Annotated in this window: 35 protein-coding genes; 1 reads left to right on the forward strand and 34 read right to left on the reverse strand. The window is 62.6% G+C overall.

Annotated elements, in window-relative coordinates; all coding sequences use genetic code 11:
- Nucleotides 1–42: 42 nt before the first annotated feature.
- The 31 genes from truA to rpsJ form a co-directional block, all read right to left on the reverse strand.
- Nucleotides 43–933, reverse strand: coding sequence for a tRNA pseudouridine(38-40) synthase TruA (truA, locus tag ACFVTM_RS11400; RefSeq protein WP_390203576.1), 891 nt, complete (start codon nucleotides 931–933; stop codon nucleotides 43–45).
- A 31-nt stretch (nucleotides 934–964) separates the two neighbouring features.
- On the reverse strand, nucleotides 965–1,546 hold the full coding sequence (rplQ, locus tag ACFVTM_RS11405) for a 50S ribosomal protein L17 (RefSeq protein ID WP_390203577.1): 582 nt from the start codon (nucleotides 1,544–1,546) through the stop codon (nucleotides 965–967).
- Between the two features lie 75 nt (nucleotides 1,547–1,621).
- Nucleotides 1,622–2,632, reverse strand: a complete 1,011-nt coding sequence (locus tag ACFVTM_RS11410; RefSeq protein ID WP_018773683.1) for a DNA-directed RNA polymerase subunit alpha — start codon at nucleotides 2,630–2,632, stop codon at nucleotides 1,622–1,624.
- Nucleotides 2,633–2,765: 133 nt separating this feature from the next.
- Nucleotides 2,766–3,167, reverse strand: a complete 402-nt coding sequence (gene rpsK, locus ACFVTM_RS11415) for a 30S ribosomal protein S11 (RefSeq protein WP_056737824.1) — start codon at nucleotides 3,165–3,167, stop codon at nucleotides 2,766–2,768.
- A gap of 52 nt (nucleotides 3,168–3,219) precedes the next feature.
- Complete coding sequence (gene rpsM, locus ACFVTM_RS11420; RefSeq protein ID WP_003803743.1) at nucleotides 3,220–3,594, reverse strand: 30S ribosomal protein S13; 375 nt, start codon at nucleotides 3,592–3,594, stop codon at nucleotides 3,220–3,222.
- 173 nt (nucleotides 3,595–3,767) lie between these two features.
- Nucleotides 3,768–3,881: a 50S ribosomal protein L36 gene (gene rpmJ, locus ACFVTM_RS11425; RefSeq protein WP_009358722.1), complete on the reverse strand. Its 114-nt coding sequence runs from the start codon at nucleotides 3,879–3,881 to the stop codon at nucleotides 3,768–3,770.
- Between the two features lie 70 nt (nucleotides 3,882–3,951).
- Complete coding sequence (gene infA / locus ACFVTM_RS11430; RefSeq protein ID WP_009358723.1) at nucleotides 3,952–4,173, reverse strand: translation initiation factor IF-1; 222 nt, start codon at nucleotides 4,171–4,173, stop codon at nucleotides 3,952–3,954.
- Between the two features lie 188 nt (nucleotides 4,174–4,361).
- Entirely contained in the window at nucleotides 4,362–5,396 is a 1,035-nt protein-coding gene (locus tag ACFVTM_RS11435; protein WP_390203578.1) for a P1 family peptidase, read from the reverse strand.
- 227 nt (nucleotides 5,397–5,623) lie between these two features.
- On the reverse strand, nucleotides 5,624–6,451 hold the full coding sequence (gene map, locus ACFVTM_RS11440) for a type I methionyl aminopeptidase (protein WP_390203579.1): 828 nt from the start codon (nucleotides 6,449–6,451) through the stop codon (nucleotides 5,624–5,626).
- 246 nt (nucleotides 6,452–6,697) lie between these two features.
- Nucleotides 6,698–7,267 carry an adenylate kinase gene (locus tag ACFVTM_RS11445; protein WP_390203687.1) on the reverse strand — a complete coding sequence of 190 codons (570 nt, stop codon included), beginning with the start codon at nucleotides 7,265–7,267 and terminating at the stop codon, nucleotides 6,698–6,700.
- Between the two features lie 5 nt (nucleotides 7,268–7,272).
- Nucleotides 7,273–8,583, reverse strand: a complete 1,311-nt coding sequence (gene secY / locus ACFVTM_RS11450; protein ID WP_390203580.1) for a preprotein translocase subunit SecY — start codon at nucleotides 8,581–8,583, stop codon at nucleotides 7,273–7,275.
- A 187-nt stretch (nucleotides 8,584–8,770) separates the two neighbouring features.
- Nucleotides 8,771–9,262: a 50S ribosomal protein L15 gene (rplO, locus tag ACFVTM_RS11455; RefSeq protein WP_390203581.1), complete on the reverse strand. Its 492-nt coding sequence runs from the start codon at nucleotides 9,260–9,262 to the stop codon at nucleotides 8,771–8,773.
- Nucleotides 9,263–9,469 carry a 50S ribosomal protein L30 gene (rpmD, locus tag ACFVTM_RS11460; RefSeq protein WP_056626615.1) on the reverse strand — a complete coding sequence of 69 codons (207 nt, stop codon included), beginning with the start codon at nucleotides 9,467–9,469 and terminating at the stop codon, nucleotides 9,263–9,265.
- 3 nt (nucleotides 9,470–9,472) lie between these two features.
- Nucleotides 9,473–10,153: a 30S ribosomal protein S5 gene (gene rpsE, locus ACFVTM_RS11465; RefSeq protein ID WP_377985280.1), complete on the reverse strand. Its 681-nt coding sequence runs from the start codon at nucleotides 10,151–10,153 to the stop codon at nucleotides 9,473–9,475.
- Nucleotides 10,154–10,179: 26 nt separating this feature from the next.
- Entirely contained in the window at nucleotides 10,180–10,563 is a 384-nt protein-coding gene (rplR, locus tag ACFVTM_RS11470; protein WP_018773674.1) for a 50S ribosomal protein L18, read from the reverse strand.
- A gap of 2 nt (nucleotides 10,564–10,565) precedes the next feature.
- Nucleotides 10,566–11,102, reverse strand: coding sequence for a 50S ribosomal protein L6 (gene rplF / locus ACFVTM_RS11475; protein WP_011692797.1), 537 nt, complete (start codon nucleotides 11,100–11,102; stop codon nucleotides 10,566–10,568).
- An 18-nt stretch (nucleotides 11,103–11,120) separates the two neighbouring features.
- Nucleotides 11,121–11,519: a 30S ribosomal protein S8 gene (gene rpsH, locus ACFVTM_RS11480; protein WP_390203582.1), complete on the reverse strand. Its 399-nt coding sequence runs from the start codon at nucleotides 11,517–11,519 to the stop codon at nucleotides 11,121–11,123.
- Between the two features lie 95 nt (nucleotides 11,520–11,614).
- Nucleotides 11,615–12,196, reverse strand: a complete 582-nt coding sequence (rplE, locus tag ACFVTM_RS11485) for a 50S ribosomal protein L5 (protein WP_091563108.1) — start codon at nucleotides 12,194–12,196, stop codon at nucleotides 11,615–11,617.
- Entirely contained in the window at nucleotides 12,196–12,555 is a 360-nt protein-coding gene (rplX, locus tag ACFVTM_RS11490; protein WP_024366125.1) for a 50S ribosomal protein L24, read from the reverse strand. The genes rplE and rplX overlap by 1 nt, the downstream gene beginning before the upstream one ends.
- 3 nt (nucleotides 12,556–12,558) lie before the next feature.
- The gene (gene rplN / locus ACFVTM_RS11495) at nucleotides 12,559–12,927 is read right to left on the reverse strand and encodes a 50S ribosomal protein L14 (RefSeq protein WP_003803789.1); all 369 of its coding nucleotides are present in this window, start codon (nucleotides 12,925–12,927) and stop codon (nucleotides 12,559–12,561) included.
- Between the two features lie 590 nt (nucleotides 12,928–13,517).
- A complete protein-coding gene (rpsQ, locus tag ACFVTM_RS11500) occupies nucleotides 13,518–13,826 on the reverse strand; it encodes a 30S ribosomal protein S17 (protein ID WP_051628707.1) in 309 nt (102 codons plus the stop codon).
- Nucleotides 13,823–14,152 (reverse strand): 50S ribosomal protein L29, encoded by a 330-nt coding sequence (rpmC, locus tag ACFVTM_RS11505; RefSeq protein WP_066436863.1) that lies wholly within the window; start codon nucleotides 14,150–14,152, stop codon nucleotides 13,823–13,825. Before rpmC ends, rpsQ begins: the two co-directional genes overlap by 4 nt.
- A gap of 2 nt (nucleotides 14,153–14,154) precedes the next feature.
- The gene (gene rplP / locus ACFVTM_RS11510; RefSeq protein WP_018773668.1) at nucleotides 14,155–14,571 is read right to left on the reverse strand and encodes a 50S ribosomal protein L16; all 417 of its coding nucleotides are present in this window, start codon (nucleotides 14,569–14,571) and stop codon (nucleotides 14,155–14,157) included.
- Nucleotides 14,572–15,405: a 30S ribosomal protein S3 gene (rpsC, locus tag ACFVTM_RS11515; RefSeq protein WP_390203583.1), complete on the reverse strand. Its 834-nt coding sequence runs from the start codon at nucleotides 15,403–15,405 to the stop codon at nucleotides 14,572–14,574.
- Nucleotides 15,406–15,771: a 50S ribosomal protein L22 gene (gene rplV / locus ACFVTM_RS11520; protein ID WP_003803798.1), complete on the reverse strand. Its 366-nt coding sequence runs from the start codon at nucleotides 15,769–15,771 to the stop codon at nucleotides 15,406–15,408.
- A 38-nt stretch (nucleotides 15,772–15,809) separates the two neighbouring features.
- Nucleotides 15,810–16,091 carry a 30S ribosomal protein S19 gene (gene rpsS, locus ACFVTM_RS11525; RefSeq protein WP_018773666.1) on the reverse strand — a complete coding sequence of 94 codons (282 nt, stop codon included), beginning with the start codon at nucleotides 16,089–16,091 and terminating at the stop codon, nucleotides 15,810–15,812.
- A 12-nt stretch (nucleotides 16,092–16,103) separates the two neighbouring features.
- Nucleotides 16,104–16,943 carry a 50S ribosomal protein L2 gene (rplB, locus tag ACFVTM_RS11530; RefSeq protein ID WP_390203585.1) on the reverse strand — a complete coding sequence of 280 codons (840 nt, stop codon included), beginning with the start codon at nucleotides 16,941–16,943 and terminating at the stop codon, nucleotides 16,104–16,106.
- Between the two features lie 29 nt (nucleotides 16,944–16,972).
- The gene (gene rplW / locus ACFVTM_RS11535) at nucleotides 16,973–17,278 is read right to left on the reverse strand and encodes a 50S ribosomal protein L23 (protein WP_018773664.1); all 306 of its coding nucleotides are present in this window, start codon (nucleotides 17,276–17,278) and stop codon (nucleotides 16,973–16,975) included.
- The gene (gene rplD, locus ACFVTM_RS11540) at nucleotides 17,275–17,895 is read right to left on the reverse strand and encodes a 50S ribosomal protein L4 (RefSeq protein WP_390203586.1); all 621 of its coding nucleotides are present in this window, start codon (nucleotides 17,893–17,895) and stop codon (nucleotides 17,275–17,277) included. Before rplD ends, rplW begins: the two co-directional genes overlap by 4 nt.
- 4 nt (nucleotides 17,896–17,899) lie before the next feature.
- Nucleotides 17,900–18,550, reverse strand: a complete 651-nt coding sequence (gene rplC, locus ACFVTM_RS11545; RefSeq protein WP_003803812.1) for a 50S ribosomal protein L3 — start codon at nucleotides 18,548–18,550, stop codon at nucleotides 17,900–17,902.
- 17 nt (nucleotides 18,551–18,567) lie between these two features.
- On the reverse strand, nucleotides 18,568–18,876 hold the full coding sequence (rpsJ, locus tag ACFVTM_RS11550; protein ID WP_003803825.1) for a 30S ribosomal protein S10: 309 nt from the start codon (nucleotides 18,874–18,876) through the stop codon (nucleotides 18,568–18,570).
- 451 nt (nucleotides 18,877–19,327) lie between these two features.
- Here rpsJ and ACFVTM_RS11555 point away from each other — a divergent pair, with 451 nt between their 5' ends.
- The gene (locus ACFVTM_RS11555; RefSeq protein WP_390203588.1) at nucleotides 19,328–20,752 is read left to right on the forward strand and encodes a GH1 family beta-glucosidase; all 1,425 of its coding nucleotides are present in this window, start codon (nucleotides 19,328–19,330) and stop codon (nucleotides 20,750–20,752) included.
- Nucleotides 20,753–20,769: 17 nt separating this feature from the next.
- Here ACFVTM_RS11555 and ACFVTM_RS11560 read toward each other — a convergent pair whose 3' ends face one another.
- From ACFVTM_RS11560 to fusA, 3 genes are all read right to left on the reverse strand, one after another.
- A complete protein-coding gene (locus ACFVTM_RS11560) occupies nucleotides 20,770–20,895 on the reverse strand; it encodes a hypothetical protein (RefSeq protein ID WP_390203590.1) in 126 nt (41 codons plus the stop codon).
- Between the two features lie 132 nt (nucleotides 20,896–21,027).
- Nucleotides 21,028–22,218, reverse strand: coding sequence for an elongation factor Tu (gene tuf, locus ACFVTM_RS11565; RefSeq protein WP_018773660.1), 1,191 nt, complete (start codon nucleotides 22,216–22,218; stop codon nucleotides 21,028–21,030).
- 267 nt (nucleotides 22,219–22,485) lie between these two features.
- Entirely contained in the window at nucleotides 22,486–24,600 is a 2,115-nt protein-coding gene (fusA, locus tag ACFVTM_RS11570; RefSeq protein WP_390203591.1) for an elongation factor G, read from the reverse strand.
- Nucleotides 24,601–24,662: the final 62 nt, after the last annotated feature.

Below are 24,662 nucleotides of genomic sequence, written 5' to 3' on the forward strand. Positions count from 1 at the left end.
CTGGCGGCCTCGTGCCGTAGAAACTGGGGAAGATCGGCGGTCTTAGGCGCGCAGGGCCCGGGTCAGTTCGGCGCGGGCCAGCAGGCCGCTGTCAGAAGGGTAGGCCACTTCCTCGAGCACCAGCGGATGCGGGGCGGCCAGCACGGACCTGGCGTCGCGCTGCCGGGCGAGCAGCCGCTCGTAGAGCCAGCCCGGGGCCTCTGCACCCTCCCCGACGTACAGCGCCGAGCCCACCAGGGACCGGACCATGTTGTGGCAGAACGCGTCGGCCTGGACGGTGACGACGATGACCCCGTCGGTGCCGCGCGCGAACTCGAAGCGCTGCAGTTCCCGGATGGTGGTGGCGCCCTCGCGGGGCTTGCAGTACGAGCGGAAATCCTGGAGCCCCAGCAGCCGCGCGGCACCTTCGTTGAGGAGCCCCACATCCAGCGGGACCTTGTGCCAGAGGGTCCAGGCGCGGCCCAGCGGATCCCACAGCGCGGGGCCGTCAGCGATCCGGTACGAATAGCGGCGCCAGAGGGCCGAGAAGCGGGCATCGAATCCTTCGGGCGCCATGCTCACCCTGTGCACCTCGATCGCCCCGCTGAGGTCCCCCAGGCCCCGGCTCAGGGCGCCGCGGAGGCGGCGGAGCAGGGCAACGGCGGGATCCAGTTCAGCACCGCGGTTAAGGCCCAGCCACTCTGCCTCGGTGAGGTCCAGGTGGACCACCTGGCCGCGGGCATGCACCCCGGCGTCGGTACGGCCGGCCACCGTGACGCGGACCGGGCGGCGGATCAGCAGTTCAAGGGCCTCCTCGAGAACGCCCTGGACTGTGCGCAGTCCCGGCTGCACCGCCCACCCGCTGAAGGGGCCGCCGTCGTACGCCACATCCATCCGGATACGCAAAAACCCGCCGCCCCCCAAGACGGGGGCAGCGGGTTTGAGCTCGTTCATAGACTTAAGTCTATAAGAAGGTTTTAGCGAATTACTTCGCGTCCTTCTCGGACTCAACGGCTGCTTCCTCAGCGGCCGGAGCCTCTTCGGCAGCTGCAGCTTCAGTCTCAACGACCTCAGCCTCGGGAGCCTCTTCGGTCTCGGCAACCGGAGCTGCTTCGGCCTTCGCGGCGTCCTTCTTGTCGGCGTCCTTCTTGTCTGCGTCCTTCTTGGCGGCGGAGGTAGCCTCGGCTACAACGGCCTGCTTCGCGGAAACCGGCTCGAGAACCAGTTCGATGACAGCCATGGGAGCGTTGTCGCCCTTGCGGTTGCCGATCTTGGTGATGCGGGTGTAGCCGCCGTCGCGGTTCTCCACTGCCTGTGCAATGTCGGTGAACAGCTCGTGGACGACGCCCTTGTTGCTGATCAGGCCGAGGACACGGCGGCGGGAAGCCAGGTCGCCACGCTTGGCGAAAGTCACCAGGCGCTCGGCGTACGGCTTCAGGCGCTTGGCCTTGGTCACCGTGGTGGTGATCCGCTTGTGCTCGAACAGTGCAGCGGACAGGTTCGCGAGCATGAGACGCTCGTGAGCCGCTCCGCCGCCGAGGCGCGGACCCTTAGCGGGGGTAGGCATAATAGTTTCTCCTTATGGAAGCCGTTGGGCTGTGCACGCCAGGGTGCATCCAGCCGGCCGGCCAAGTTCTGTTGGTTAGAGCTCGTCGTCGCTGAACGCGGCGTCGTCCTCTTCGATGGCTGCGGCGCGTGCTGCGAGATCGAAACCGGGAGGGGAGTCCTTGAGGGACAGGCCCAGTTCGACCAGCTTGGCCTTGACCTCATCGATGGACTTCGCACCGAAGTTACGGATGTCCATGAGGTCAGCCTCGGAGCGGGCAACGAGTTCACCCACGGTGTGGATGCCCTCACGCTTGAGGCAGTTGTAGGAACGGACCGTCAGGTCCAGATCCTCGATCGGCAGGGCCATGTCAGCTGCCAGGGCAGCGTCCGTCGGCGACGGGCCAATCTCGATACCTTCAGCTGCGGTGTTCAGCTCGCGGGCCAGACCGAACAGTTCCACCAGGGTGGTACCTGCCGAAGCAACGGCGTCGCGCGGGGCGATTGCCTGCTTGGTCTCGACGTCGACAATGAGCTTGTCGAAGTCAGTGCGCTGCTCAACACGGGTAGCTTCCACGCGGAAAGTAACCTTCAGGACCGGCGAGTAGATCGAGTCGACCGGGATGCGGCCGATCTCGGAGTCGCCGGACTTGTTCTGAGCTGCCGAAACGTAGCCGCGACCGCGCTCGATGGTCAGTTCGAGTTCGAACTTGCCCTTCGAGTTCAGCGTGGCAATGTGCAGATCCGGGTTGTGGAATTCGACGCCGGCCGGCGGAGCGATGTCCGCGGCGGTGACGACTCCGGGTCCCTGCTTGCGCAGGTAAGCAACAACCGGCTCGTCGTGCTCGGAGGAAACCGACAGGTTCTTGATGTTCAGGATGATCTCGGTGACATCTTCCTTGACACCCGGAACCGTGGTGAACTCATGCAGCACGCCATCGATCCGGATGCTCGTTACAGAGGCACCGGGGATGGAGGAGAGCAGGGTACGGCGGAGGGAGTTTCCGAGGGTGTAACCAAAGCCCGGCTCCAGCGGTTCGATGATGAACCGGGAGCGGTTTTCGGAGACGACCTCTTCGGAGAGGGTGGGGCGCTGTGCAATGAGCACTTAGGTTTCCTTTCGGCGAGCATCCGCTATATGACGCAACACAGGTGGTGGAAAGATCGGTCTGAAGACTTAACGCGGCCGGGCCTGCCCGGACCTGTGACGGTCCGGGCAAGCTCCTGGGCGCTGGAAAGCCTTAGACGCGGCGGCGCTTCGGGGGACGGCAGCCGTTGTGGGCGCTGGGTGTGACGTCCTGGATGGAGCCAACCTCAAGGCCAGCGGCCTGCAGCGAGCGGATGGCGGTTTCGCGTCCGGAACCCGGTCCCTTGACGAACACGTCAACCTTGCGCATGCCGTGCTCCTGTGCACGCTTTGCGGCGGCTTCGGCGGCCATCTGGGCAGCGAACGGGGTGGACTTACGCGAGCCCTTGAAGCCAACCTCACCGGAGGAAGCCCAGGAGATGACAGCACCGGTCGGGTCCGTGATGGACACGATGGTGTTGTTAAAGGTGCTCTTGATGTGCGCCTGGCCAAGCGCGATATTCTTCTTGTCCTTCTTACGCGGCTTGCGAACCGCGCCACGAGTCTTCGGGGGCATTTTTTCTCCTACAGAAAGTTATCGGGGGAAAACCGAGCTAATCCCTCAGGGATTAACGGGCCTTCTTCTTGCCGGCGACGGTACGCTTCGGGCCCTTGCGGGTACGGGCGTTGGTCTTCGTACGCTGACCGCGTACGGGCAGGCCCTTGCGGTGACGCAGGCCTTCGTAGCTGCCGATCTCAACCTTGCGGCGGATGTCGGCGGCTACCTCGCGGCGAAGGTCACCCTCAACCTTGTAGTTGCCTTCAATGTAGTCACGCAGCTCAACCAGCTGCGCGTCGGTCAGGTCCTTGACCCGAACGTCAGCGCTGATGCCGGTAGCAGCCAGGGTTTCGTGTGCACGGGTCTTGCCCACGCCGTAGATGTAAGTAAGCGCAATTTCCAGCCGCTTTTCGCGGGGAATGTCTACGCCAGCGAGACGAGCCATATTGGCAGTACTCCTTGTATAAACCGGAGGTCGTAGGCAGTACACCCGCACTTTCAGTGCGGCCCCGGCCTCCGACCAGGGGTTAGCTGTCCGGGCCCATACGTCCCAATTCAGCTTGTGCTGCCTTTATTTACTTGCGTGGGTTAGCAACCCAGGATTTCCCGTGAAGGAAATTAGCCCTGGCGCTGCTTGTGGCGCGGGTTCTCGCAGATCACCATGACCCGGCCATTACGGCGGATCACTTTGCACTTTTCGCAGATCTGCTTGACGCTCGGCTTGACCTTCATGGCGTTCCTTTGCGTGTTGCAGTTGGTCAGCTGGACCGGCCCTTTGGCTATTGCCCTGGCCGCCCAGTGTTTACTTGTAGCGGTAGACGATACGACCACGTGTCAGGTCGTAAGGGCTCAGCTCCACCACTACGCGGTCCTCGGGGAGGATCCTGATGTAGTGCTGGCGCATCTTTCCAGAGATGTGTGCCAGAACGATGTGCTTGTTGGTGAGCTCAACGCGAAACATCGCGTTGGGCAGCGCCTCGGTCACAACGCCCTCGATCTCAATGACCCCGTCCTTCTTGGCCATACCCTCCGCTAACTGTTGTTGCCGCAGCCTCCCGGATTGCACCGGTCATGACCGCGGACGTTTTTGATTGGTTGGTTGGTGCCACCCGACCACAAAAGGGCACAACGGGGCAGACAACCAACAGACAACACTACGCCATTGCGGCGCGATTGTTAAATCGAGAGTTAAATCCAGCCATCGTAGCGCACTCAGCGTCCGTACGCACCTAGCGTCCCCGCCGCCGTCTCCACGGCTTCCGCCCGGGAGATCCCGTCCAGGATGGCCAGCCGGACGACGTCGGCAGCCACGCTCTGCAGCTCAATCAGCCTTATGTGCCGGGCGGCGGGGGTACTGCTGTCAAGCTCGACGGCGCCCGTCGCCAACGCGAACACGGTGTCGCCGTCGGCAAGGGTGTGGCTGGGGTTCAGTGCCCGGGCCAGGCCGGCGTGGGCAGCGGAGGCCGTCCGCTTGCAGTCGGCCTTGCTCAGGACGGCGTTCGTGGCGACGACGACGAGGGTTGTGTTCAGGGGCGGCGAATCCGAAACCCTCCGCGTGCTCGCTCGTTCCTCGCTTAGACGCACGCTTCCGGGTTCCAGATCCGCCGCCCCGCCCGGATTCGCATTCCTTGCGGCGTTCACTCCGGATGCGTCGAAGGGCAGCCCCAGGGCGTTGACGATGGCTATCGCTCCCACGACCACCGGGCCCTCTTGGGACATGTTGTCCAGGGTGAGGGAAGCTGTGCCCACTCCCCCTTTGTAGGTGCCCCGGCCGATTGCTGCTCCAGTGCCGGCTCCGACGTTGCCTCGTTCGACGTCGTGCCCTTCCTGGCGAGCCGCGGCGGCGGCGGTGGCCGCGTAGCCCATCTCCTCGTCCGGGCGGGCGGTGAAATCGCCGCCGCGGCCCAGGTCGAAGATTGCTGCCGCCGGCACGATCGGAACCAGCCCGCCGGGGACGGCGAAGCCTCGGCCGTTCTCCTCGCACCAGCGCATGGCCCCGCCCGCCGTTGCCAGGCCGTAGGCGCTCCCCCCGGTCAGTACTACGGCGTCCACGTTCGAGGACAGCGTGGTGGGATCCAGGGAGTCCGTCTCATGCGTTGCAGGGCCGCCACCGCGGACGTCGACGGAGCCCACCGTGCCGGGCGGCGGAAGAATGACAGTCACCCCGCTCAGCCAGCCGTCGCCTATCTTCTGGACGTGTCCTACCCGGATCCCGGCGACGTCGGTGATCGCCCCTGTTGCTGTCATGGCTCCATTGTGCGCCCCGGCGGAGGACCGAAGCCGAAGGGGACGCGCCAGGGAGGCCACCCGGCCGCAAAAACAAACGTTATGGAATCCTGCGGCAAACAGGCTTCGCTGCGCCGCCGACACGCAAAATCCCTGGCGCTTCCGAATTTCGGTGTCGCCAGGGATTTTCCGTGTCTCCAGAAAACTTGCGCGTCGCCGCGTGCGTCGCGGGGCCTAGGGAACGGAGCCTAGGGAATCGGGACGGGAACGACGCCGAGCGGCGCGAGTTTCGCCGCTCCGCCGTCGGGCGCCGAAAGGACCCAGATCCCCTTCTCATGCACGGCGACGGAGTGCTCCCACTGGCAGGAGCGCTTGCCGTCCGTAGTGACAACGGTCCAGTCGTCCTCGAGGATCGCGGTGTCGATGCTGCCGCGGACCAGCATGGGCTCGATGGCAAGGCACAGTCCCGGGCGGATCTTCGGCCCGCGGTGGCTGGTGCGGTAGTTCAGCACGTCCGGGGCCATGTGCATCTCGGAGCCGATGCCGTGGCCCACGTAGTCTTCCAGGATGCCCAGCGGCTTGCCCGGCACGGAGGAGACGTAGTCGTCCACTGCGTTGCCGATGTCGCCCACGAATTTGCCGGTGGCCAGGGCCGCGATCCCCCGCCACATCGCTTCCTCGGTGACGTCGGACAGGCGCACGTCCTCGGGATCGGCGGTGCCCACAATCACGGTCCGCGCCGAGTCGGAGTGCCAGCCGTTCACAATCGCGCCGCCGTCGATCGAGATGATGTCGCCGTCCTGCAGCACCCGGCCGCCGGGGATCCCGTGGACAACCTCCTCGTTCACCGAGGTGCAGATCGTGGCCGGGAACCCGTGGTAGCCGAGGAAGTTGGACTTGGCGCCGGCGTCCTGGAGTACGGCGGCGAAGACCTCGTCCAGCCGGGCCGTGGTGACGCCCGGGGCCGCCGCGGCAACGGCCGCATCCAGTGCACGGCTCAGGACAAGCCCGGCCTCGTGCATCGTGCGCATCTGGGCGTTGGTCTTGTATTCAATGCGTGCCTGGCCGAATGCCATCTAAACCCTCAGAATTTTCTCTCGCGGTCCGGGCGCACTTCAGCCCGGTCCTCCACCATGGGCCTTCAACCCACGTCTTCACGCTCTATTCTCCAGCACCGGCACGCCAGTCCCGAACAGGCCGCCCGCCCCAGGAGCCGGCGCCACCAAACAGTGCCGCCCAACAGCGAAAGGGCGCGTCCCGTACACGATGGTACGGAACGCGCCCTTCAGTGGTGCCCTAGCGGGAGGGCCTCAGTCCAGGGATCAGGCGGCCTGGGCCGACTTGATCGCTTCCATGACGCGCTCGGTGACGTCGTCAATGGCGCCGATGCCGTCCACCTGGGTCAGGATGCCGCGTTCGGCATACTTGGCCACAACGGGTTCGGTCTGCTCGTGGTACAGGTCCAGCCGGTGACGGATAACACCTTCGTTGTCGTCGCTGCGGCCGGTTTCCTTGGCACGGCCCAGGAGGCGCGTGACCAGTTCTTCGTCGTCCGCGGTGAGCTGCAGGACGACGTCGAGCTTCTGGTCGGCGTCGGCGAGGATCGCATCGAGGTAGTCCACCTGCGCGGTGGTGCGGGGGTACCCGTCCAGCAGGAAGCCGTTTTCGACGTCGCCTTCGCTGAGGCGGTCGCGCACCATCTTGTTGGTGACGCTGTCCGGGACGAAGTCGCCGGCATCCATGTACTTCTTGGCTTCGACGCCGAGCGGAGTCTCACCCTTGACGTTGGCGCGGAAGATGTCGCCGGTGGAAATCGCAACGACGCCGAGGCGCTCCGAAATGCGTTCCGCCTGCGTTCCCTTGCCGGAGCCGGGGGGTCCGATAATCAACATTCTCGTCATCGCAAAAGCCCTTCGTAGTGACGTTGCTGTAGTTGCGCATCAATCTGCTTCACGGTCTCCAGACCGACGCCCACCATGATCAGGATCGAGGTGCCGCCGAACGGGAAGTTCTGGTTCGCGTTGATCAGGACGAGTGCAACCAGCGGGATCAGTGCCACGAAGCCGAGGTAGAAGGCTCCGGGCAGGGTGATCCGGGATAGGACGTACTGAAGATAGTCCGCCGTCGGCTTGCCGGCGCGGATGCCCGGAATGAAGCCACCGTACTTCTTCATGTTGTCCGAGACCTCTTCAGGGTTGAAAGTAATCGCAACATAGAAGTAGGTGAAAAACACAATCATGGCGAAATACAGTGCCATATAGATCGGGTGGTCGCCCTTGGTCAGGTTGTTGTTGATCCACTCGACCCAGGGCTGCATCGGCTCGCCGGCCTTGGGCTGGTTGAACTGTGAGATCAGCCCCGGCAGGTACAGCATGGACGAGGCAAAGATGACGGGCACGACGCCGGCCATGTTCACCTTGATGGGGATGTACGTGCTGGTTCCGCCGACGGTGCGGCGTCCGATCATGCGCTTGGCGTACTGCACCGGGATCCGGCGCTGGGACTGCTCCACGAAGACCACGAGGGCCACGGTGAGCAGGCCGATGATCAGGACCAGGAAGAACGTGCCGGGGCCCTGGGCCTTCCAGATCGCACCGAGCGATCCGGGGAAGCCTGCCGCAATGGACGTGAAGATCAGCAGGGACATGCCGTTGCCGACGCCCTTCTCGGTCACGAGCTCGCCCATCCACATGATCAGGCCGGTGCCGGCCGTGAGCGTGATGATGATCAGGACCGTGGTGACGATCGAGGTGTCCGGAATGATCGGCAGCTGGCAGTTGGGCAGCAGCTGCCCGGAACGTGCCAGCGACACCAGCGTGGTGGCGTTGAGCAGGCCGAGCGCGATCGTGAGGTAGCGCGTGTACTGGGTCAGTTTCGACTGCCCGGATGCGCCCTCCTCGTACAGCTGCTGGAACCGGGGAATGACCACCCGGAGCAGCTGGACGATGATGCTGGCGGTGATGTACGGCATGATGCCGAGGGCAAAGATGGAGACCTGCAGCAATGCACCGCCGCTGAACAGGTTGACGAGCTGGTAGATGCCGCCCGAGGTCTGACCGTTCTGCAAGCATTGCTGGACATTCTGGTAGCTCACACCAGGCGAGGGGATGAAGGCACCCAAGCGGAAGATTGTGATGATTCCCAGCGTGAACAACAACTTGCGTCGCAGATCAGGCGTGCGAAAGGCCCGGCCAAATGCGCTAAGCAAGCGTCCTCCTGAGTAATAAGTAAAGTCGTGTGAGATAGGTCAAATAAACCCAACAACCGAGTCTAACCGGTGGATGCGTGCGGCGAACAATCGGCGGGGCCCGGAAATTGAAAAAAACTCCCGGCACCGGGGGCCTGAGCCCCCGGTGCCGGGAGTTTCAACAACGGGCAACTGCCCCGCCGCCTCGTTAGAGGGCGGTGGTGCTTCCGCCTGCTGCGGCAATCTTTTCTGCGGCGCTGGCCGAGAATGCGTGGACGGTGACGTCAACCTTGACGGTGATGTCGCCGGTGCCCAGCACCTTGACGGGCTGGTTCTTGCGAACGGCACCCTTTTCGACCAGGTTCTCCACGGTGACTGCGCCACCTTCCGGGAACAGCTCGTTGAGCCGGTCCAGGTTTACAACCTGGAACTCAACCCGGAACGGGTTCTTGAAGCCGCGCAGCTTCGGCAGGCGCATGTGCAGCGGCAGCTGGCCGCCGGCAAAGCCAGCCTTGATCTGGTAGCGGGCCTTCGTACCCTTGGTACCGCGACCAGCGGTCTTACCCTTGGAACCTTCACCACGACCAACGCGGGTCTTGGCGGTCTTGGCACCCGGGGCGGGACGCAGGTGGTGAACCTTCAGTGCGTTCTGCTTCTCAGCGGCGCCCTGTGCCTTTTCGGCGGTGTTCTTCTCTGCCATTTACTTCGCCTCCTCTACCTTTACCAGGTGCGGAACCGTGTTGAGCATTCCAACGGTCACGGCGTCGGCGGTGCGGACAACGGTGTGTCCGATCCGCTTCAGGCCGAGGGACCGAAGGGTGTCGCGCTGGTTCTGCTTGCCGCCAATGGCGGACTTGATCTGAGTGATCTCCAACTGGGCGTCGGAGGGAATCAGGTTCTTAGCCATGACTCAGACACCTGCCTTCTGGTTCAGGAGCGCCTTCACCATTGCCGGCGGAGCGATCTCGTCGAGCGGGAGGCCGCGGCGTGCTGCCACTGCTGCCGGCTCTTCGAGGCGCTTCAGGGCATCAACGGTCGCGTGAACGATGTTGATGGCGTTGGAGGAACCGAGCGACTTGGAGAGGATGTCGTGGATGCCCACGCACTCCAGTACTGCACGGACCGGGCCACCGGCGATAACACCGGTACCGGCGGAAGCCGGACGCAGCATGACGACGCCTGCGGCGGCCTCACCCTGAACGCGGTGCGGGATGGTGTTGCCGATGCGCGGAACGCGGAAGAAGGACTTCTTGGCCTCTTCAACGCCCTTCGCGATAGCGGCAGGAACTTCTTTAGCCTTGCCGTAGCCAACGCCGACCATGCCGTTGCCGTCACCGACGACGACGAGAGCGGTGAAGCTGAAGCGACGACCACCCTTGACGACCTTGGAAACACGGTTGATGGTTACAACGCGCTCTACGAACTGGCTCTTCTCGGCTTCGCGGCCGCCGTCACGGCCACCACGGCCGCCACGGTCGCCACGGCCCTGGCCGCGGTCGCCACGCTCGCCACGACGGGCGCCACCACGGCGGTCGTCAGTGGTAGCAGGCGCAGCGGTCTCAGTTGCCGGAGCAGCTACAGCTTCAGTCACCTGAATGTCCTTTTCGTTATTTTCGGTCACAGTGCCAGCCCACCTTCACGTGCGCCGTCAGCGACGGCGGCGATCCGGCCGTGGTACTTGTTACCACCGCGGTCGAAGACAACTGCTTCGATACCGGCAGCCTTGGCACGCTCGGCGACCAGTTCGCCAACGCGCTTGGCCTTGGCGGTCTTGTCACCGTCGAATGCACGAAGGTCGGCTTCCAATGTGGAGGCGCTTGCCACGGTCAGGCCCTTGGTGTCATCGACAACCTGGACGAATACGTGACGTGCGGAGCGGTTGACGACCAGACGAGGGCGTACAGCCGTACCGGAGATGCGCTTGCGGATACGAAGCTGGCGGCGGCTGCGCTGGGCAGACTTGCTCTTGTTCGTACGCTTCTTGTTAATTGCGATCGCCATGGTTACTTACCAGCCTTTCCGACCTTGCGGCGGATGACTTCGCCTGCGTAACGGATGCCCTTGCCCTTGTAGGGGTCCGGCTTCCGCAGCTTGCGAATGTTGGCAGCAACCTCGCCGACCTGCTGCTTGGAGATGCCTGAAACAGAGAGCTTGGTCGGGGTCTCAACTGCAAAGGTGATGCCGTTCGGTGCCGAGACGTTGACCGGGTGGCTGTAGCCCAGAGCGAACTCCAGGTCAGAACCCTTGGCCTGGACGCGGTAACCGGTACCGACAATCTCAAGCTTCTTCTCGTAGCCTGCGGTGACACCCTGGATCATGTTGGCGATCAGGGTGCGGGTCAGGCCGTGCAGCGAACGTGAGGCGCGCTCGTCGTTCGGGCGGGCGACAGTCAGGGTGCCATCTTCCAGGGAAACCTCGATCGGGCTGGCCACAGTGTGGCTCAGCTCGCCCTTGGAACCCTTGACGCTGACGACAGAGCCGTCAACCTTGACCTCAACGCCGGCAGGAACGGTGATGGGGAGACGTCCAATACGTGACATTATTCTCTTCCTTTCCCGTTACCAGACGTAAGCGAGGACTTCGCCGCCCACGCCCTTCTTGCCGGCCTGCTTGTCAGTCAGGAGGCCGGAAGAGGTGGACAGGATTGCGACACCCAGGCCACCGAGCACGTGCGGCAGGTTGGTGGACTTTGCGTAAACGCGCAGTCCCGGCTTGGAAATACGACGAACGCCAGCGATGGAACGCTCGCGGTTCGGACCGAACTTGAGCTCGAGGGTCAGCTTCTTGCCAACCTCAGCGTCTTCTTCTTTCCAGGAGGCAATGAAACCTTCAGCCTTCAGGATGTCAGCAACGCGTGCCTTGAGCTTGCTGTACGGCATGGTCACGGTGTCGTGGTATGCCGAGTTAGCGTTGCGCAGACGCGTAAGCATGTCTGCGACGGGATCTGTCATTGTCATGTGGGCTCGTGCCCTTCCTCATAACGGTTTCCGCCGTGCTGCATATCCCGAACAGAATTCGGGGCCAGCGCGGTCGGACCTTTTACGTAGCTAGATTAGTCTTCGGTCTTGAACGGGAAGCCAAGCGCCTTGAGCAGCGCGCGGCCTTCGTCGTCGGTCTTGGCAGTGGTCACGACGGTGATGTCCATGCCGCGAACGCGGTCAATGGAATCCTGGTCGATCTCGTGGAACATAACCTGCTCGGTCAGACCGAAGGTGTAGTTGCCGTTGCCATCGAACTGCTTGCCGCTGAGGCCGCGGAAGTCGCGGATACGCGGCAGGGCCAGCGTGACCAGACGGTCCAGGAATTCCCACATGCGGTCTCCACGCAGAGTTGCGTGTGCACCAATGGGCATGCCTTCGCGCAGCTTGAACTGAGCGATCGACTTGCGGGCCTTGGTGACCTGCGGCTTCTGGCCGGTGATCAGGGTCAGATCGCGGACAGCGCCGTCGATCAGCTTGGAGTCCTTGGCGGCATCTCCAACACCCATGTTCACAACGACCTTGACCAGGCGGGGAACCTGGTTGACGTTCTGGTACTTGAATTCCTCAGTCAGCGAGTTCTTGATGGAATCGGCGTACTTGGTCTTCAGACGAGGAACGATCTTGCTTGCCGGAGTCTCGAGAGTCTCAGTCATTAGATGTCCTTCCCTGAGCTCTTGGCCACGCGGACGCGCACTTCACGCTTCACGCCATCGCGCTCAACGGTCTCGGTGCGGAAACCGACGCGGGTGGGCTTCTTGGTGGAGGGGTCAACCAGAGCCACGTTGGAGATGTGGATTGAAGCCTCGACGACCTCGATGCCACCGGTCTTGGTGCCGCGCTGCGACTGACCGACCTTGGTGTGCTTGGTTACGCGGTTAATGCCTTCGACCAACACGCGGTTGGTCTCGGGGAAGACGCGCAGAACCTTGCCCTGCTTGCCCTTGTCGCCGCCGCGCTCAGCCTTGGCGCCAGTGATGACCTGAACGAGGTCACCCTTTTTGATCTTAGCCATGGACTAGAGCACCTCCGGAGCCAGAGAAACGATCTTCATGAACTTCTTGTCGCGAAGTTCACGACCAACCGGTCCGAAGATACGGGTACCGCGGGGGTCACCGTCGTTCTTCAGGATGACGGCTGCGTTCTCGTCAAACTTGATGTAGGAACCATCCGCACGGCGGCGTTCCTTCTTGGTACGGACGATGACAGCCTTGACGACGTCGCCCTTCTTTACGTTGCCGCCCGGAATTGCGTCCTTGACGGTAGCGACGATCACGTCGCCAATGCCTGCGTAGCGACGGCCAGATCCACCGAGAACGCGAATGGTAAGGATTTCCTTAGCACCCGTGTTGTCGGCGACCTTGAGTCGCGACTCCTGCTGAATCACTATTTACTCCTTGCGTCGCGCTGGTTCTCAGACCGAAATTTTTCCTACGGAATGAGCCTTGCGGAACGGTTGATCGGGGTGTCTCTTGACCTGCCTGGATTTTGCCAGACCAGGCCTAAACGCCCGTGCCAAAAACATTTGCTTCCCAGGCGGTCCCCGACGAGTCGGGGCGCAAGGGGGCACTATGCCGTGGCACGATTGTTTACGAGGTTGATGTCGGCGCGCAAAAGGCGCCATACAAACTCAAAATCTTAGCACGTTTTGGGCGTATCCCCATATCACAGCCCTGCCGCCGGCACACGTCGGCCCGGGTCAGGAAACGCTGGCCGGCACCGCTCCCGACGGCGTCACGCATGACAGCCTTTGGGCCCGCCGTCCGCCGGTGATCCCGTGCAGCCCCGCAAACCCGGCCAGCCGCCGTCGTGCGCCTTCCCAAAGCTTGCTCTGCGTGACGCCGCGGCCGGCACGCGTCAGTCTGCAACGCCGGAAGCGTCCGGCTCCGGCAGCCCCCCGGGCAACGCGGAAGCCCCCGCTCCCCCAAAGGGGAACGAGGGCTTCTGCTGTATCAACAAGCAGCAAAGCTGCAGGTGTTACTTGGCCTTTTCGAGGATCTCGACCAGGCGCCACCGCTTCGTAGCGGACAGCGGGCGGGTCTCGGCGAGGAGCACGAGGTCGCCGATGCCGGCGCTGTTCTCTTCGTCGTGAGCCTTGATCTTGGCGTTGCGGCGGATGACCTTGCCGTAGAGGGCGTGCTTGACGCGGTCTTCGACCTGGACAACGATGGTCTTTTCCATCTTGTCCGAGACGACGTAGCCGCGCTTCGTCTTACGGTAACCGCGCTCGTCAGCCTTGGCTGCGTCGGAAACAGTTTCCGTCACGTTCTCGTCCTTTTCACTCACTTGGCGTCCTCCTCGGTTTCAACCGTTTCAGCCTTTTCAGCCTTCTTGGTTGCAGCCTTCTTGGACTTCTTCTCTTCCTTGGCTTCCACAACCGGTGCGGCAACCTCGGCACGAATGCCCAGCTCGCGCTCACGGAGAACGGTGTAGATGCGGGCGATGTCCTTCTTTACCGCGCGCAGACGACCGTGGTTCTCCAGCTGACCGGTGGCGGACTGGAAACGCAGGTTGAACAGCTCTTCCTTGGCCTTGCGGAGTTCTTCAACGAGACGCTCGTTGTCGAAACCGTCCAGCTGTGCGGATGCAAGTTCCTTGGATCCTACTGCCATTTCTACTCACCACCTTCGCGACGCACAATGCGTGCCTTCAACGGCAGCTTGTGGATTGCCAGGCGCAGGGCCTCGCGAGCTACCTCTTCACTGACACCGGAGAGTTCGAAGAGAACCCGGCCCGGCTTGACGTTTGAGACCCACCATTCCGGAGAACCCTTACCGGAACCCATGCGGGTTTCAGCAGGCTTCTTCGTCAGCGGACGGTCCGGGTAGATGTTGATCCAGACCTTTCCGCCACGCTTGATGTGGCGGGTCATCGCGATACGGGCAGATTCGATCTGACGGTTCGTGACGTAGGCCGGGCTCAGAGCCTGGATGCCCCACTCACCGAAGGAGACCTGGGTGCCGCCCGTAGCAGCGCCGGAACGACCCGGGTGGTGCTGCTTACGGTGCTTGACTCGACGTGGGATAAGCATTTAAGCCTGTCCTCCTTCTACTGCAGCAGGTGCAGCCTCAACTGCCGGAGCCTCGGCGGCAGCCGGAGCTGCCTCAGCTGCGGCGCGTTCGGGACGACGGCGGCGGTCACCACGGTCAGCGCCACCCGGGCGGCCCGGGCGGTCGCCGGCACGGCCACGGGACGGAGCAGCAGCTGCCTGCTGAGCCAGTTCCTTGGCAGTGACGTCGCCCTTGTAGATCCAGACCTTCACGCCGATGCGGCCGAAGGTGGTCTTGGCCTCGTAGAAGCCGTAATCGATGTTCGCACGCAGGGTGTGCAGGGGCACACGGCCTTCGCGGTAGAACTCCGAGCGGGACATTTCTGCGCCGCCCAGTCGACCCGAGCAAGCGATCCGGATGCCCTTGGCACCGGCACGCTGTGCGGACTGCATGGCCTTCTTCATCGCACGGCGGAACGCCACGCGGGAAGTGAGCTGCTCTGCAACGCCCTGGGCAACAAGCTGGGCTTCCATCTCGGGGTTCTTGACCTCGAGGATGTTCAGCTGTACCTGCTTGCCCGTGAGCTTTTCGAGCTCGCCGCGGATGCGGTCTGCTTCAGCGCCGCGGCGGCCGATGACGATGCCCGGACGTGCCGTGTGGATATCCACGCGGACACGGTCGCGGGTGCGCTCGATTTCGACCTTGGCGATGCCGGCGCGCTCCATGCCCGTGGACATGAGCTGGCGGATGCGGATGTCTTCGCGAACGAAGTCCTTGTACCGCTGTCCGGCCTTGGTGCTGTCAGCAAACCAGTGCGATACGTGATCGGTGGTGATGCCGAGTCGGAACCCGTGCGGGTTAACTTTCTGTCCCACTTAGCGAGCCTCCTCTTTCTCCGGGGTAGCGACTACCACGGTGATGTGGCTCGTGCGCTTCTTGATCTGAAATGCACGACCCTGGGCTCGCGGCTGGAACCGCTTCATGGTCGGGCCTTCATCAACAAACGCTTCGCTGATGATGAGGTCACCTTCGTCAAACGCCACGCCGTCGCGGTCCGCGAGGACCCGGGCGTTGGAGATTGCCGACTGAACTACCTTGAATACCGGCTCCGAAGCTGCCTGCGGGGCAAACTTCAGAATTGCCAGAGCCTCATTCGCTTGCTTACCACGAACAAGGTTGACGACGCGCCGGGCCTTCATAGGCGTTACGCGGATGTGACGCGCAATTGCCTTGGCTTCCATTGCTTTCCTTCTCTCGTCTTTGACGTAAGTGCAGGCGCCTAGCGGCGCTTGCCCTTACGGTCGTCCTTGACATGGCCGCGGAATGTCCGCGTGGGAGCGAATTCGCCGAGCTTGTGCCCGACCATCGACTCAGTGACAAACACGGGGATGTGCTTGCGTCCGTCGTGTACGGCGATCGTGTGGCCGAGCATGTCGGGGACGATCATCGAGCGGCGGGACCAGGTCTTGATGACGTTCTTGGTGCCCTTTTCGTTTTCCCTGGCTACCTTCACAAAGAGGTGCTGGTCAACGAAAGGACCTTTTTTCAGGCTGCGTGGCATGTGTCCAGGCTCCTATCGCTTGTTCTTGCCAGTACGACGGCGACGAACAATAAGCTTGTCGCTCTCTTTGTTGGGACGGCGGGTGCGGCCTTCGCGCTTACCGTTGGGGTTGACGGGGTTACGTCCACCGGACGTCTTACCCTCGCCACCACCGTGCGGGTGGTCAACCGGGTTCATGGCTACACCACGGACAGTCGGGCGAACGCCCTTCCAGCGCATACGGCCGGCCTTGCCCCAGTTGATGTTCGACTGCTCGGCGTTGCCGACCTCGCCGACGGTTGCGCGGCAGCGCACGTCAACGTTGCGGATTTCGCCGGAAGGCAGACGCAGCTGGGCGAAACGGCCTTCCTTTGCAACGAGCTGGATCGATGCGCCGGCGGAGCGGCCCATCTTGGCGCCGCCACCCGGACGCAGTTCGACTGCGTGGATTACGGTACCGACCGGGATGTTGCGCAGCGGAAGGTTGTTGCCGGGCTTGATGTCAGCGTCGGCGCCGGCCTCTACGAAGTCGCCCTGGGACAGCTTGTTCGGGGCGATGATGTAACGCTTGGTGCCATCAACGTAGTGCAGGAGGGCGATCCGAGCCGTGCGGTTCGGGTCGTACTCGATTTCGGCAACGCGGGCGTTGACGCCGTCCTTGTCGTGGCGACGGAAGTCGATCAGACGGTACTGACGCTTGTGTCCACCACCCTTGTGACGGGTCGTGATCTTACCGGAGTTGTTACGGCCACCCTTTTTCGGGAGGGGACGTACCAACGACTTTTCCGGCGTCGACCGCGTGATTTCAGTGAAGTCCGCTACGCTCGAGCCACGACGGCCCGGAGTAGTCGGCTTGTATTTACGGATTCCCATAATTTATTTCCTCGTTAAAGTGGTCTCCGCTATGAAAGCGGACCGCCGAAGATGTCGATAGTGCCTTCTTTGAGGCTCACAATGGCACGCTTGGTGTTCTTGCGGGTACCCCAGCCGAATTTGGTGCGCTTGCGCTTACCGGCACGGTTGATGGTGTTGATCGATTCGACCTTGACGGAGAAAATCTTCTCCACGGCCAGCTTGATCTCGGTCTTGTTCGAACGGGGGTCCACCAGGAAGGTGTACTTGCCCTCATCGATCAGGCCGTAGCTCTTTTCCGAGACAACGGGTGCAAGCACGACGTCGCGCGGGTCCTTGATGGTGGCTGCACTCACTTGGCATCCTCCTCGTTCTTTGCAACCTTGTCAGCAACGAATGCTTCGTAGGCAGCCTTGGTGAAGACTACGTCGTCGGAAACGAGCACGTCGTAGGTGTTCAGCTGGTCTGCGTACAGAACGTGAACTTCCTCGAGGTTGCGCACGGACAGTGCAGCAACATCGTTGGCGCGCTCAATGACAACGAGCAGGTTCTTGCGCTCGGAAACTCCGCGCAGGGTTGCCAGTGCTTCCTTGGAGGACGGCTTGGAGCCGGTAACCAGGTCAGCAACGACGTGGACGCGGCCGTTGCGGGCGCGGTCCGAGAGTGCGCCGCGCAGTGCAGCAGCAATCATCTTCTTGGGGGTGCGCTGGCTGTAGTCACGCGGCGTGGGGCCGTGGACAACGCCACCACCGGTCATGTGAGGAGCACGGATGGAACCCTGACGGGCGCGGCCGGTGCCCTTCTGCTTGAACGGCTTGCGACCTGCACCGGAAACCTCGGCGCGGGTCTTGGTCTTGTGGGTACCCTGGCGAGCAGCAGCGAGCTGGGCAACGACGACCTGGTGCAGCAGCGGCACGTTGGTCTGTACGTCGAAGATCTCTGCAGGCAGGTCAACCTTGACAGTGCTAGTCATTGAACTAGGCTCCCTTCACGGCGGTGCGTACGAGTACGACCTGGCCGCGGGCACCGGGAACGGCGCCCTTGATAAGGAGCAGCGACTTCTCGACGTCAACCGCGTGGACCGTGAGGTTCAGCGTGGTGTGACGAACGGCGCCCATGCGGCCGGCCATTTTCATGCCCTTGAAGACGCGGCTCGGGGTGGATGCGCCACCGATTGAACCGGGCTTACGGTGGTTCTTGTGGGCACCGTGGGAAGCTCCAACGCCGTGGAAGCCGTGACGCTTCATAACACCGGCGAAGCCCTTACCCTTGGTGGTGCCAACGACGTCGATCTTCTGGCCGGCTTCGAAGAGCTCTACGGAGAGCTCCTGGCCCAGCTCGTAAGAGTCAGCATCTGCAGTGCGCAGTTCTACGACGTGGCGGCGAGGCGTGACGCCTGCCTTTTCAAAGTGACCAGCCAGCGGCTTGGTGACCTTGCGGGGATCGATCTGGCCGTAGCCGATCTGAACGGCGACATAGCCATCAGTTTCTGCATTGCGCAGCTGCGTGATGACGTTCGAGTCAGCCTGGACCACAGTGACGGGGATGAGCTTGTTGTTCTCGTCCCAGACCTGGGTCATGCCGAGCTTCGTGCCCAGCAGGCCCTTTACGTTACGGGTTGCGGTCATAGTCTCTCAGCACCTCCCTACAGCTTGATTTCGATGTTCACGTCGGCCGGCAGGTCGAGACGCATGAGCGAGTCAACAGCCTTGGGCGTGGGGTCGATGATGTCGATCAGACGCTTGTGCGTGCGCATTTCAAAGTGCTCGCGGCTGTCCTTGTACTTGTGCGGAGAGCGGATAACGCAGTAAACGTTCTTCTCCGTCGGCAGCGGCACAGGGCCGACTACCGTTGCGCCTGCGCGCGTGACCGTCTCAACGATCTTCCGTGCTGAAACGTCAATGACCTCGTGGTCGTATGACTTCAGCCGGATGCGGATTTTTTGTCCCGCCATGTCGCCTGACTCTCTTTCAGTAAATGCTGCTCTGTTTACTTACCTGTTGTATGTGGCTGCCGAGGCATTTGAAGTCGTGACTACCACCCGCCGCACAAGCTGAATCCGGAAGAATCCGGGTTCCTCAACCTGCCGGCGTAACCGACCCCCGCGGTCGGGCGTGTCGCACGTTTTCACACGTAGTCGTCCGCAATTCCGTGGGGAGTGGGTTATGTTTGGTCTCTTACCTGGACCCTGGCACCCGGCATTATCCGGATCGGGACGCGAAAGAGCGCTTGAACAACTCATCTAGTATGCCGGAATTTATGGGCAGAAGCGAATCAGCCCTCTGCACGGCAGTGCAATCGCTGCAGTGCAATCGCTGCAGTGCAATCGCTGTAGTGCAGTCACTGTCGGTAGCGTTACCGTTCGGCCGTTGTCGTGAACCGCCGGTTGAATGGATGATAGGGGCATGACTGTGCAGGATTCTGTAGCAGTTCAGGCCCTCGCCGCCCGCCTGAGCCCCGGGTTCACCCTGGGCGTTGCCTCCGCGGCCTTCCAGATCGAGGGTGCCCTCGCGGCCGGCGGTCGCGGGCCCTCCGGGTGGGACGCCTTTGCCGAGAAGCCGGGGAACATCCTGCACGGCCACTCCCCCGCAGTCGCGTGCGACCACTACAACCGGGCGGCCGAAGACGTCGGGCTTATGCGCGAGCTCGGAATCGACTCCTACCGCTTCTCCATCTCGTGGCCGCGGGTCCAGCCCGGGGGCACCGGCCGCTTCAACGCCGCGGGCTTGGACTTCTACGACCGCCTGATCGACCGGCTGCTCGCCGCCGGCATCTCCCCCATGGCCACCCTCTACCATTGGGACACCCCGCTCCCCCTCGAGCACGGGGGCGGCTGGATGAACCGTTCGACGGCGGAGCGGTTCGCCGAGTACTGCGCGGCCGCCGGCAAACGGTTCGGCGATCGCGTGGCGCAGTGGGTGACGCTGAACGAGCCCGCCTCGGTCACGCTCAACGGCTATGCCATGGACGTCCATGCCCCCGGCTGCGGCCTGCTCTTCGATGCCCTGCCGTCCGTACGCCATCAGCTGCTGGGCCACGGTCTCGCGGTGCAGGCGCTGCGGGCTGCAGGTGTCCGCGGCGGCGTCGGCGTGACGAACCTGCATTCCCCCGTCCGGCCGGCTTCGGGTTCGCTGACGGACCGGCTGCTGGCCAGGATGTTCGACCTCGTGCTGAACCGTCTTTACGCGGATCCGATCCTCATGGGCCGTTTTCCCAAGCCGCCGCTGGTCGCACGGCCGTGGTTCCGGTACCTGGGGAACATCACCGATGCGGATCTGGCCACAATTCACCAGCCGCTGGATTTCTATGGCCTGAACTATTACTACCCCGTGAAGGTGGCGACGGGGCGCGGCGTCAACACTCCTTCGGGGACCGTGGAGGAGATGTTGAAAGTCCCGTTCCACCTGGCCGCGTTTCCGGAGTACGAGCTCACGGGTTTCGGCTGGCCGGTCGCTCCGGACCATTTGGGGATCCTGCTCCGGGAGCTGAAGGACAGGTATGGCGGGGCGTTGCCGCCGGTCTACATCACCGAGAGCGGGGCGAGTTTCCCGGAACCGGACCATGTCACCGGCCCCATCCCCGACGCCGGGCGGATCAGCTACCTCGCCGCGCATCTGGCCGAGGCGGTGGATGCCACCTCGCCGGGGGGCATCGCCCACGACGTCGACCTGCTTGGCTACTACGTCTGGACGCTCATGGACAACTTTGAATGGGCGGCGGGCTACTCACAGCGCTTCGGCCTGGTGCATGTGGATTTCAAGACGCTGCAGCGCACGCCGAAGGACTCGTACTACTGGTACCAGGCCCTCGCGCGTGCCCGGCGGGCCTGAGTTCTTGCGTGGCCGGACTATTGGTTGCGGTTCGCCCGGTTGATGCGCTTGGCGCGCTCGATCTCCTGGCGGAAGTGCCGCTTCGCCCAAAAGAACACGATGACGGCCGCGACGACGATGAGCAGAAAAATGAACCAGCCCATGGTGAGCTCCTTTCCCTTCCTGCAAAGGTATCAGGAACTTAAAAGGAACAGCCCCGCTGCAAGTGCAGCGGGGCTGTTCCGTTAGTTTTCCGTGACCGTCAGGCGGCCGGGATAACCATTGATCAGCAAGTACTACTTGATGATCTTGGTGACGCGTCCCGAACCAACGGTGCGGCCGCCTTCGCGGATAGCGAAGCCGAGGCCCTCTTCCATTGCGATCGGCTGGATGAGCGCAACGGTCATCTCAGTGTTGTCGCCGGGCATAACCATTTCCGTGCCTTCCGGCAGGGTGATAACGCCGGTGACGTCCGTGGTGCGGAAGTAGAACTGCGGGCGGTAGTTGGAGTAGAACGGGTTGTGACGCCCGCCTTCGTCCTTGGAGAGGATGTAGACGTTAGCCTCGAAGTCGGTGTGCGGGGTGATGGAACCCGGCTTGACGACAACCTGGCCACGCTCGACATCGTCGCGCTTCAGACCGCGGAGCAGGAGGCCACAGTTCTCGCCGGCCCATGCTTCGTCGAGCTGCTTGTGGAACATCTCGATACCGGTAACCGTGGTCTTCTGGACCGGGCGGATGCCGACGATCTCGACCTCGGAGTTGATCGCGAGGGTTCCACGCTCGGCGCGGCCCGTAACAACGGTGCCACGACCGGTGATCGTGAAGACGTCTTCGATCGGCATCAGGAAGGGCTTGTCACGGTCGCGTACCGGGTCCGGAACGGACTCGTCGACTGCTGCCATGAGGTCCTCAACGGACTTGACCCAGACGGGGTCGCCTTCGAGGGCCTTCAGGCCGGAAACGCGAACAACGGGAGCCTCGTCGCCGTCGAAGCCCTGCGAGCTGAGCAGCTCACGAACTTCCATTTCGACGAGGTCGAGGAGCTCTTCGTCATCGACCATGTCAGCCTTGTTCAGCGCGACCAGCAGGTAGGGAACGCCAACCTGGCGGGCGAGCAGAACGTGCTCACGGGTCTGGGCCATCGGGCCGTCAGTGGCGGCAACCACGAGGATTGCACCGTCCATCTGAGCAGCGCCGGTGATCATGTTCTTGATGTAGTCAGCGTGACCCGGAGCGTCTACGTGTGCGTAGTGGCGCTTCTCGGTCTGGTACTCAACGTGGGAGATGTTGATGGTAATGCCGCGCTGACGCTCTTCGGGAGCAGAGTCAATCGACGCGAAGTCACGCTTCTCGTTGAGAGTCGGGTACTTGTCGTACAGCACCTTGGAAATGGCGGCCGTCAGCGTCGTCTTACCGTGGTCAACGTGACCAATGGTACCGATGTTAACGTGCGGCTTAGTCCGCTCGAACTTTGCCTTTGCCACAGGTTCCTCCTAGAACGTTTTCAAATGACTTACCCTTCGGCCGCGCTTGTCGCGACAGAAACTCCAGTAAGTCTACTTGGGGGGCTTTGGATTGGTGAAATTGCAGATTCAGGTACTAATGCTAGTGCCTAGAGCCTGTTCGTGCAGACGGCCGCACCCCGGTTTGGCCGGACTGCAGCTGACCGGAGTCCGGCCGCCTGCACCAGATGAATCTCCGCTGGGCGGAGGCGCATCCGAGTTTCTTGCTGCTGCGATGCGTCCTAGGGACTACTCGCCGCGGTTCTTCTGGATGATCTCGTCGGCAACTGCCTTCGGGACCTCGGCGTAGCTGTTGAACGTCATGGAGTACACAGCGCGGCCCTGGGTCTTCGACCGCAGGTCACCGATGTAGCCGAACATGCCGGACAGCGGGACGTGCGCGCGGATGACCTTGACGCCCTGGGCATCCTCCATGGACTGCATCTGGCCACGGCGGGAGTTGAGGTCACCGATAACTTCACCCATGTATTCCTCAGGGGTGCGGACCTCGACATCCATCAGCGGTTCGAGCAGAACAGGGTTCGCCTTGCGTGCGGCTTCCTTGAAAGCCATACGGCCGGCGATCTTGAACGCCATTTCCGAGGAGTCAACATCGTGGTAAGCGCCGTCGATCAGCGTCGCCTTGATGCCGACAACCGGGTAACCGGCCAGGACGCCGTCGTTGAGCGCATCCTGGATGCCGGCGTCGACGGACGGGATGTACTCGCGCGGAACGCGGCCACCAGTGACCTTGTTCTCGAACTCGTACAGCTCGCCTTCCGCAGTGTCCAGCGGCTCGATCGCGATCTGGATCTTTGCGAACTGGCCGGAACCACCGGTCTGCTTCTTGTGCGTGTAGTCGTGACGCTCTACAGCACGCTTGATGGTCTCGCGGTAAGCAACCTGCGGCTTGCCAACGTTCGCCTCAACCTTGAATTCGCGGCGCATGCGGTCCACCAGGATGTCCAGGTGGAGCTCGCCCATGCCGGCGATGATGGTCTGGCCGGTGTCCTCGTTGAGGGAGACCTGGAAGGTCGGGTCCTCAGCGGAGAGCTTCTGGATGGCCGTGGAGAGCTTCTCCTGGTCACCCTTCGTGTTCGGCTCGATCGCAACCGAGATCACGGGCTCCGGGAAGCTCATGGACTCGAGGACGATCTGGTTGGACGGATCGCACAGGGTGTCGCCCGTGGTGGTGTCCTTCAGGCCGATCGCTGCGTAGATGTGGCCGGCGGTAGCGCCCTCGACGGGCATTTCCTTGTTGGCGTGCATCTGGAACAGCTTGCCGATGCGCTCCTTCTTGCCCTTGGTGGAGTTAACCACCTGCGAGCCTGCTTCCACGTGACCGGAGTACACGCGGATGAAGGTGAGCTGACCGAAGAACGGGTGCGCGGCGATCTTGAAGGCCAGTGCCGAGAAGGGCTCTTCAGAGGAAGGCTTACGGGTAAGTTCCTTCTCTTCGTCGCGGGGATCGTGACCGATCATCGGCGGGACGTCAAGCGGGTTCGGCAGGTAGTCCACGACGGCGTCGAGCATCGGCTGCACGCCGCGGTTCTTGAACGCCGAACCACAGAAAACCGGGTACAGCTCAGAGTTGATCGTCATCTTGCGGATGCCGGCCTTGAGCTCATCGATGCTGATCTCTTCGCCCTCGAGGTACTTCTCCATGAGTTCCTCAGAGGCCTCGGCAACAGTCTCAACGAGAGTTGCGCGGTACTCTTCGGCCTTCGCCTGGAGGTCAGCCGGGATCTCGCGGATCTCGTACTTGGCACCCATGGTGACGTCACCCTTGGCGTCGCCGGGCCAGACCAGCGAACGCATGTACAGGAGGTCGACGACGCCGATGAAGTCGTTCTCGGCGCCGATCGGCAGCTGCATGACGAGCGGCTTGGCACCGAGGCGGCTGATGATGGTGTCGACGGTGAAGTAGAAGTCAGCGCCGAGCTTGTCCATCTTGTTGACGAAGCAGATACGCGGAACGTTGTACTTGTCGGCCTGGCGCCAAACAGTCTCGGACTGCGGCTCCACGCCTTCCTTGCCGTCGAACACGGCGACAGCGCCGTCGAGGACGCGCAGGGAGCGCTCAACCTCGACCGTGAAGTCAACGTGGCCGGGGGTGTCGATGATGTTGATCTGGTTGTTTTCCCAGAAGCAGGTCACGGCGGCAGACGTGATGGTGATGCCGCGTTCCTTTTCCTGTTCCATCCAGTCAGTCGTCGAAGCGCCGTCGTGCGTTTCGCCGATCTTGTGGTTCACACCCGTGTAGAACAGGATGCGCTCGGTAGTAGTGGTCTTGCCGGCATCGATGTGGGCCATGATGCCGATGTTGCGGACCTTGCTAAGGTCGGTAAGCACGTCCTGTGCCACGGTGTCTCCCTTTCGGATGGACTGCACGTTCGCCGCCGGCTCTCTCGAGCCGGCGGCGTCCG

This window comes from Arthrobacter sp. NPDC058130, from assembly GCF_042884475.1.
Lineage (GTDB): Bacteria > Actinomycetota > Actinomycetes > Actinomycetales > Micrococcaceae > Arthrobacter.

Excerpts from the sequence above, each read along its gene's own strand:
- infA (WP_009358723.1), bottom strand. The coding sequence starts at position 4,173 with ATGGCCAAGAAGGACGGGGTCATTGAGATCGAGGGCGTTGTGACCGAG.
- rpsK (WP_056737824.1), bottom strand. The coding sequence starts at position 3,167 with ATGCCCCCGAAGACTCGTGGCGCGGTTCGCAAGCCGCGTAAGAAGGAC.
- rpsM (WP_003803743.1), bottom strand. The coding sequence starts at position 3,594 with ATGGCTCGTCTCGCTGGCGTAGACATTCCCCGCGAAAAGCGGCTGGAA.
- rpmD (WP_056626615.1), bottom strand. The coding sequence starts at position 9,469 with ATGGCTAAGAACCTGATTCCCTCCGACGCCCAGTTGGAGATCACTCAG.
- rpmC (WP_066436863.1), bottom strand. The coding sequence starts at position 14,152 with ATGGCAGTAGGATCCAAGGAACTTGCATCCGCACAGCTGGACGGTTTC.
- rpsH (WP_390203582.1), bottom strand. The coding sequence starts at position 11,519 with ATGACAATGACAGATCCCGTCGCAGACATGCTTACGCGTCTGCGCAAC.
- rpsJ (WP_003803825.1), bottom strand. The coding sequence starts at position 18,876 with ATGGCGGGACAAAAAATCCGCATCCGGCTGAAGTCATACGACCACGAG.
- rplP (WP_018773668.1), bottom strand. The coding sequence starts at position 14,571 with ATGCTTATCCCACGTCGAGTCAAGCACCGTAAGCAGCACCACCCGGGT.
- ACFVTM_RS11555 (WP_390203588.1), top strand. The coding sequence starts at position 19,328 with ATGACTGTGCAGGATTCTGTAGCAGTTCAGGCCCTCGCCGCCCGCCTG.
- ACFVTM_RS11445 (WP_390203687.1), bottom strand. The coding sequence starts at position 7,267 with ATGTTGATTATCGGACCCCCCGGCTCCGGCAAGGGAACGCAGGCGGAA.
- rpsS (WP_018773666.1), bottom strand. The coding sequence starts at position 16,091 with ATGCCACGCAGCCTGAAAAAAGGTCCTTTCGTTGACCAGCACCTCTTT.
- rpmJ (WP_009358722.1), bottom strand. The coding sequence starts at position 3,881 with ATGAAGGTCAAGCCGAGCGTCAAGCAGATCTGCGAAAAGTGCAAAGTG.
- rplD (WP_390203586.1), bottom strand. The coding sequence starts at position 17,895 with ATGACTAGCACTGTCAAGGTTGACCTGCCTGCAGAGATCTTCGACGTA.
- rplF (WP_011692797.1), bottom strand. The coding sequence starts at position 11,102 with ATGTCACGTATTGGACGTCTCCCCATCACCGTTCCTGCCGGCGTTGAG.
- ACFVTM_RS11435 (WP_390203578.1), bottom strand. The coding sequence starts at position 5,396 with ATGACAGCAACAGGGGCGATCACCGACGTCGCCGGGATCCGGGTAGGA.
- rplC (WP_003803812.1), bottom strand. The coding sequence starts at position 18,550 with ATGACCGCAACCCGTAACGTAAAGGGCCTGCTGGGCACGAAGCTCGGC.
- rplO (WP_390203581.1), bottom strand. The coding sequence starts at position 9,262 with ATGGCAGAGAAGAACACCGCCGAAAAGGCACAGGGCGCCGCTGAGAAG.
- rplV (WP_003803798.1), bottom strand. The coding sequence starts at position 15,771 with ATGGAAGCCAAGGCAATTGCGCGTCACATCCGCGTAACGCCTATGAAG.
- rplX (WP_024366125.1), bottom strand. The coding sequence starts at position 12,555 with ATGGCTAAGATCAAAAAGGGTGACCTCGTTCAGGTCATCACTGGCGCC.
- ACFVTM_RS11560 (WP_390203590.1), bottom strand. The coding sequence starts at position 20,895 with ATGGGCTGGTTCATTTTTCTGCTCATCGTCGTCGCGGCCGTCATCGTG.
- rplE (WP_091563108.1), bottom strand. The coding sequence starts at position 12,196 with ATGACTGAGACTCTCGAGACTCCGGCAAGCAAGATCGTTCCTCGTCTG.
- rplB (WP_390203585.1), bottom strand. The coding sequence starts at position 16,943 with ATGGGAATCCGTAAATACAAGCCGACTACTCCGGGCCGTCGTGGCTCG.
- rplQ (WP_390203577.1), bottom strand. The coding sequence starts at position 1,546 with ATGCCTACCCCCGCTAAGGGTCCGCGCCTCGGCGGCGGAGCGGCTCAC.
- rplR (WP_018773674.1), bottom strand. The coding sequence starts at position 10,563 with ATGGCGATCGCAATTAACAAGAAGCGTACGAACAAGAGCAAGTCTGCC.
- map (WP_390203579.1), bottom strand. The coding sequence starts at position 6,451 with ATGGCATTCGGCCAGGCACGCATTGAATACAAGACCAACGCCCAGATG.
- truA (WP_390203576.1), bottom strand. The coding sequence starts at position 933 with ATGAACGAGCTCAAACCCGCTGCCCCCGTCTTGGGGGGCGGCGGGTTT.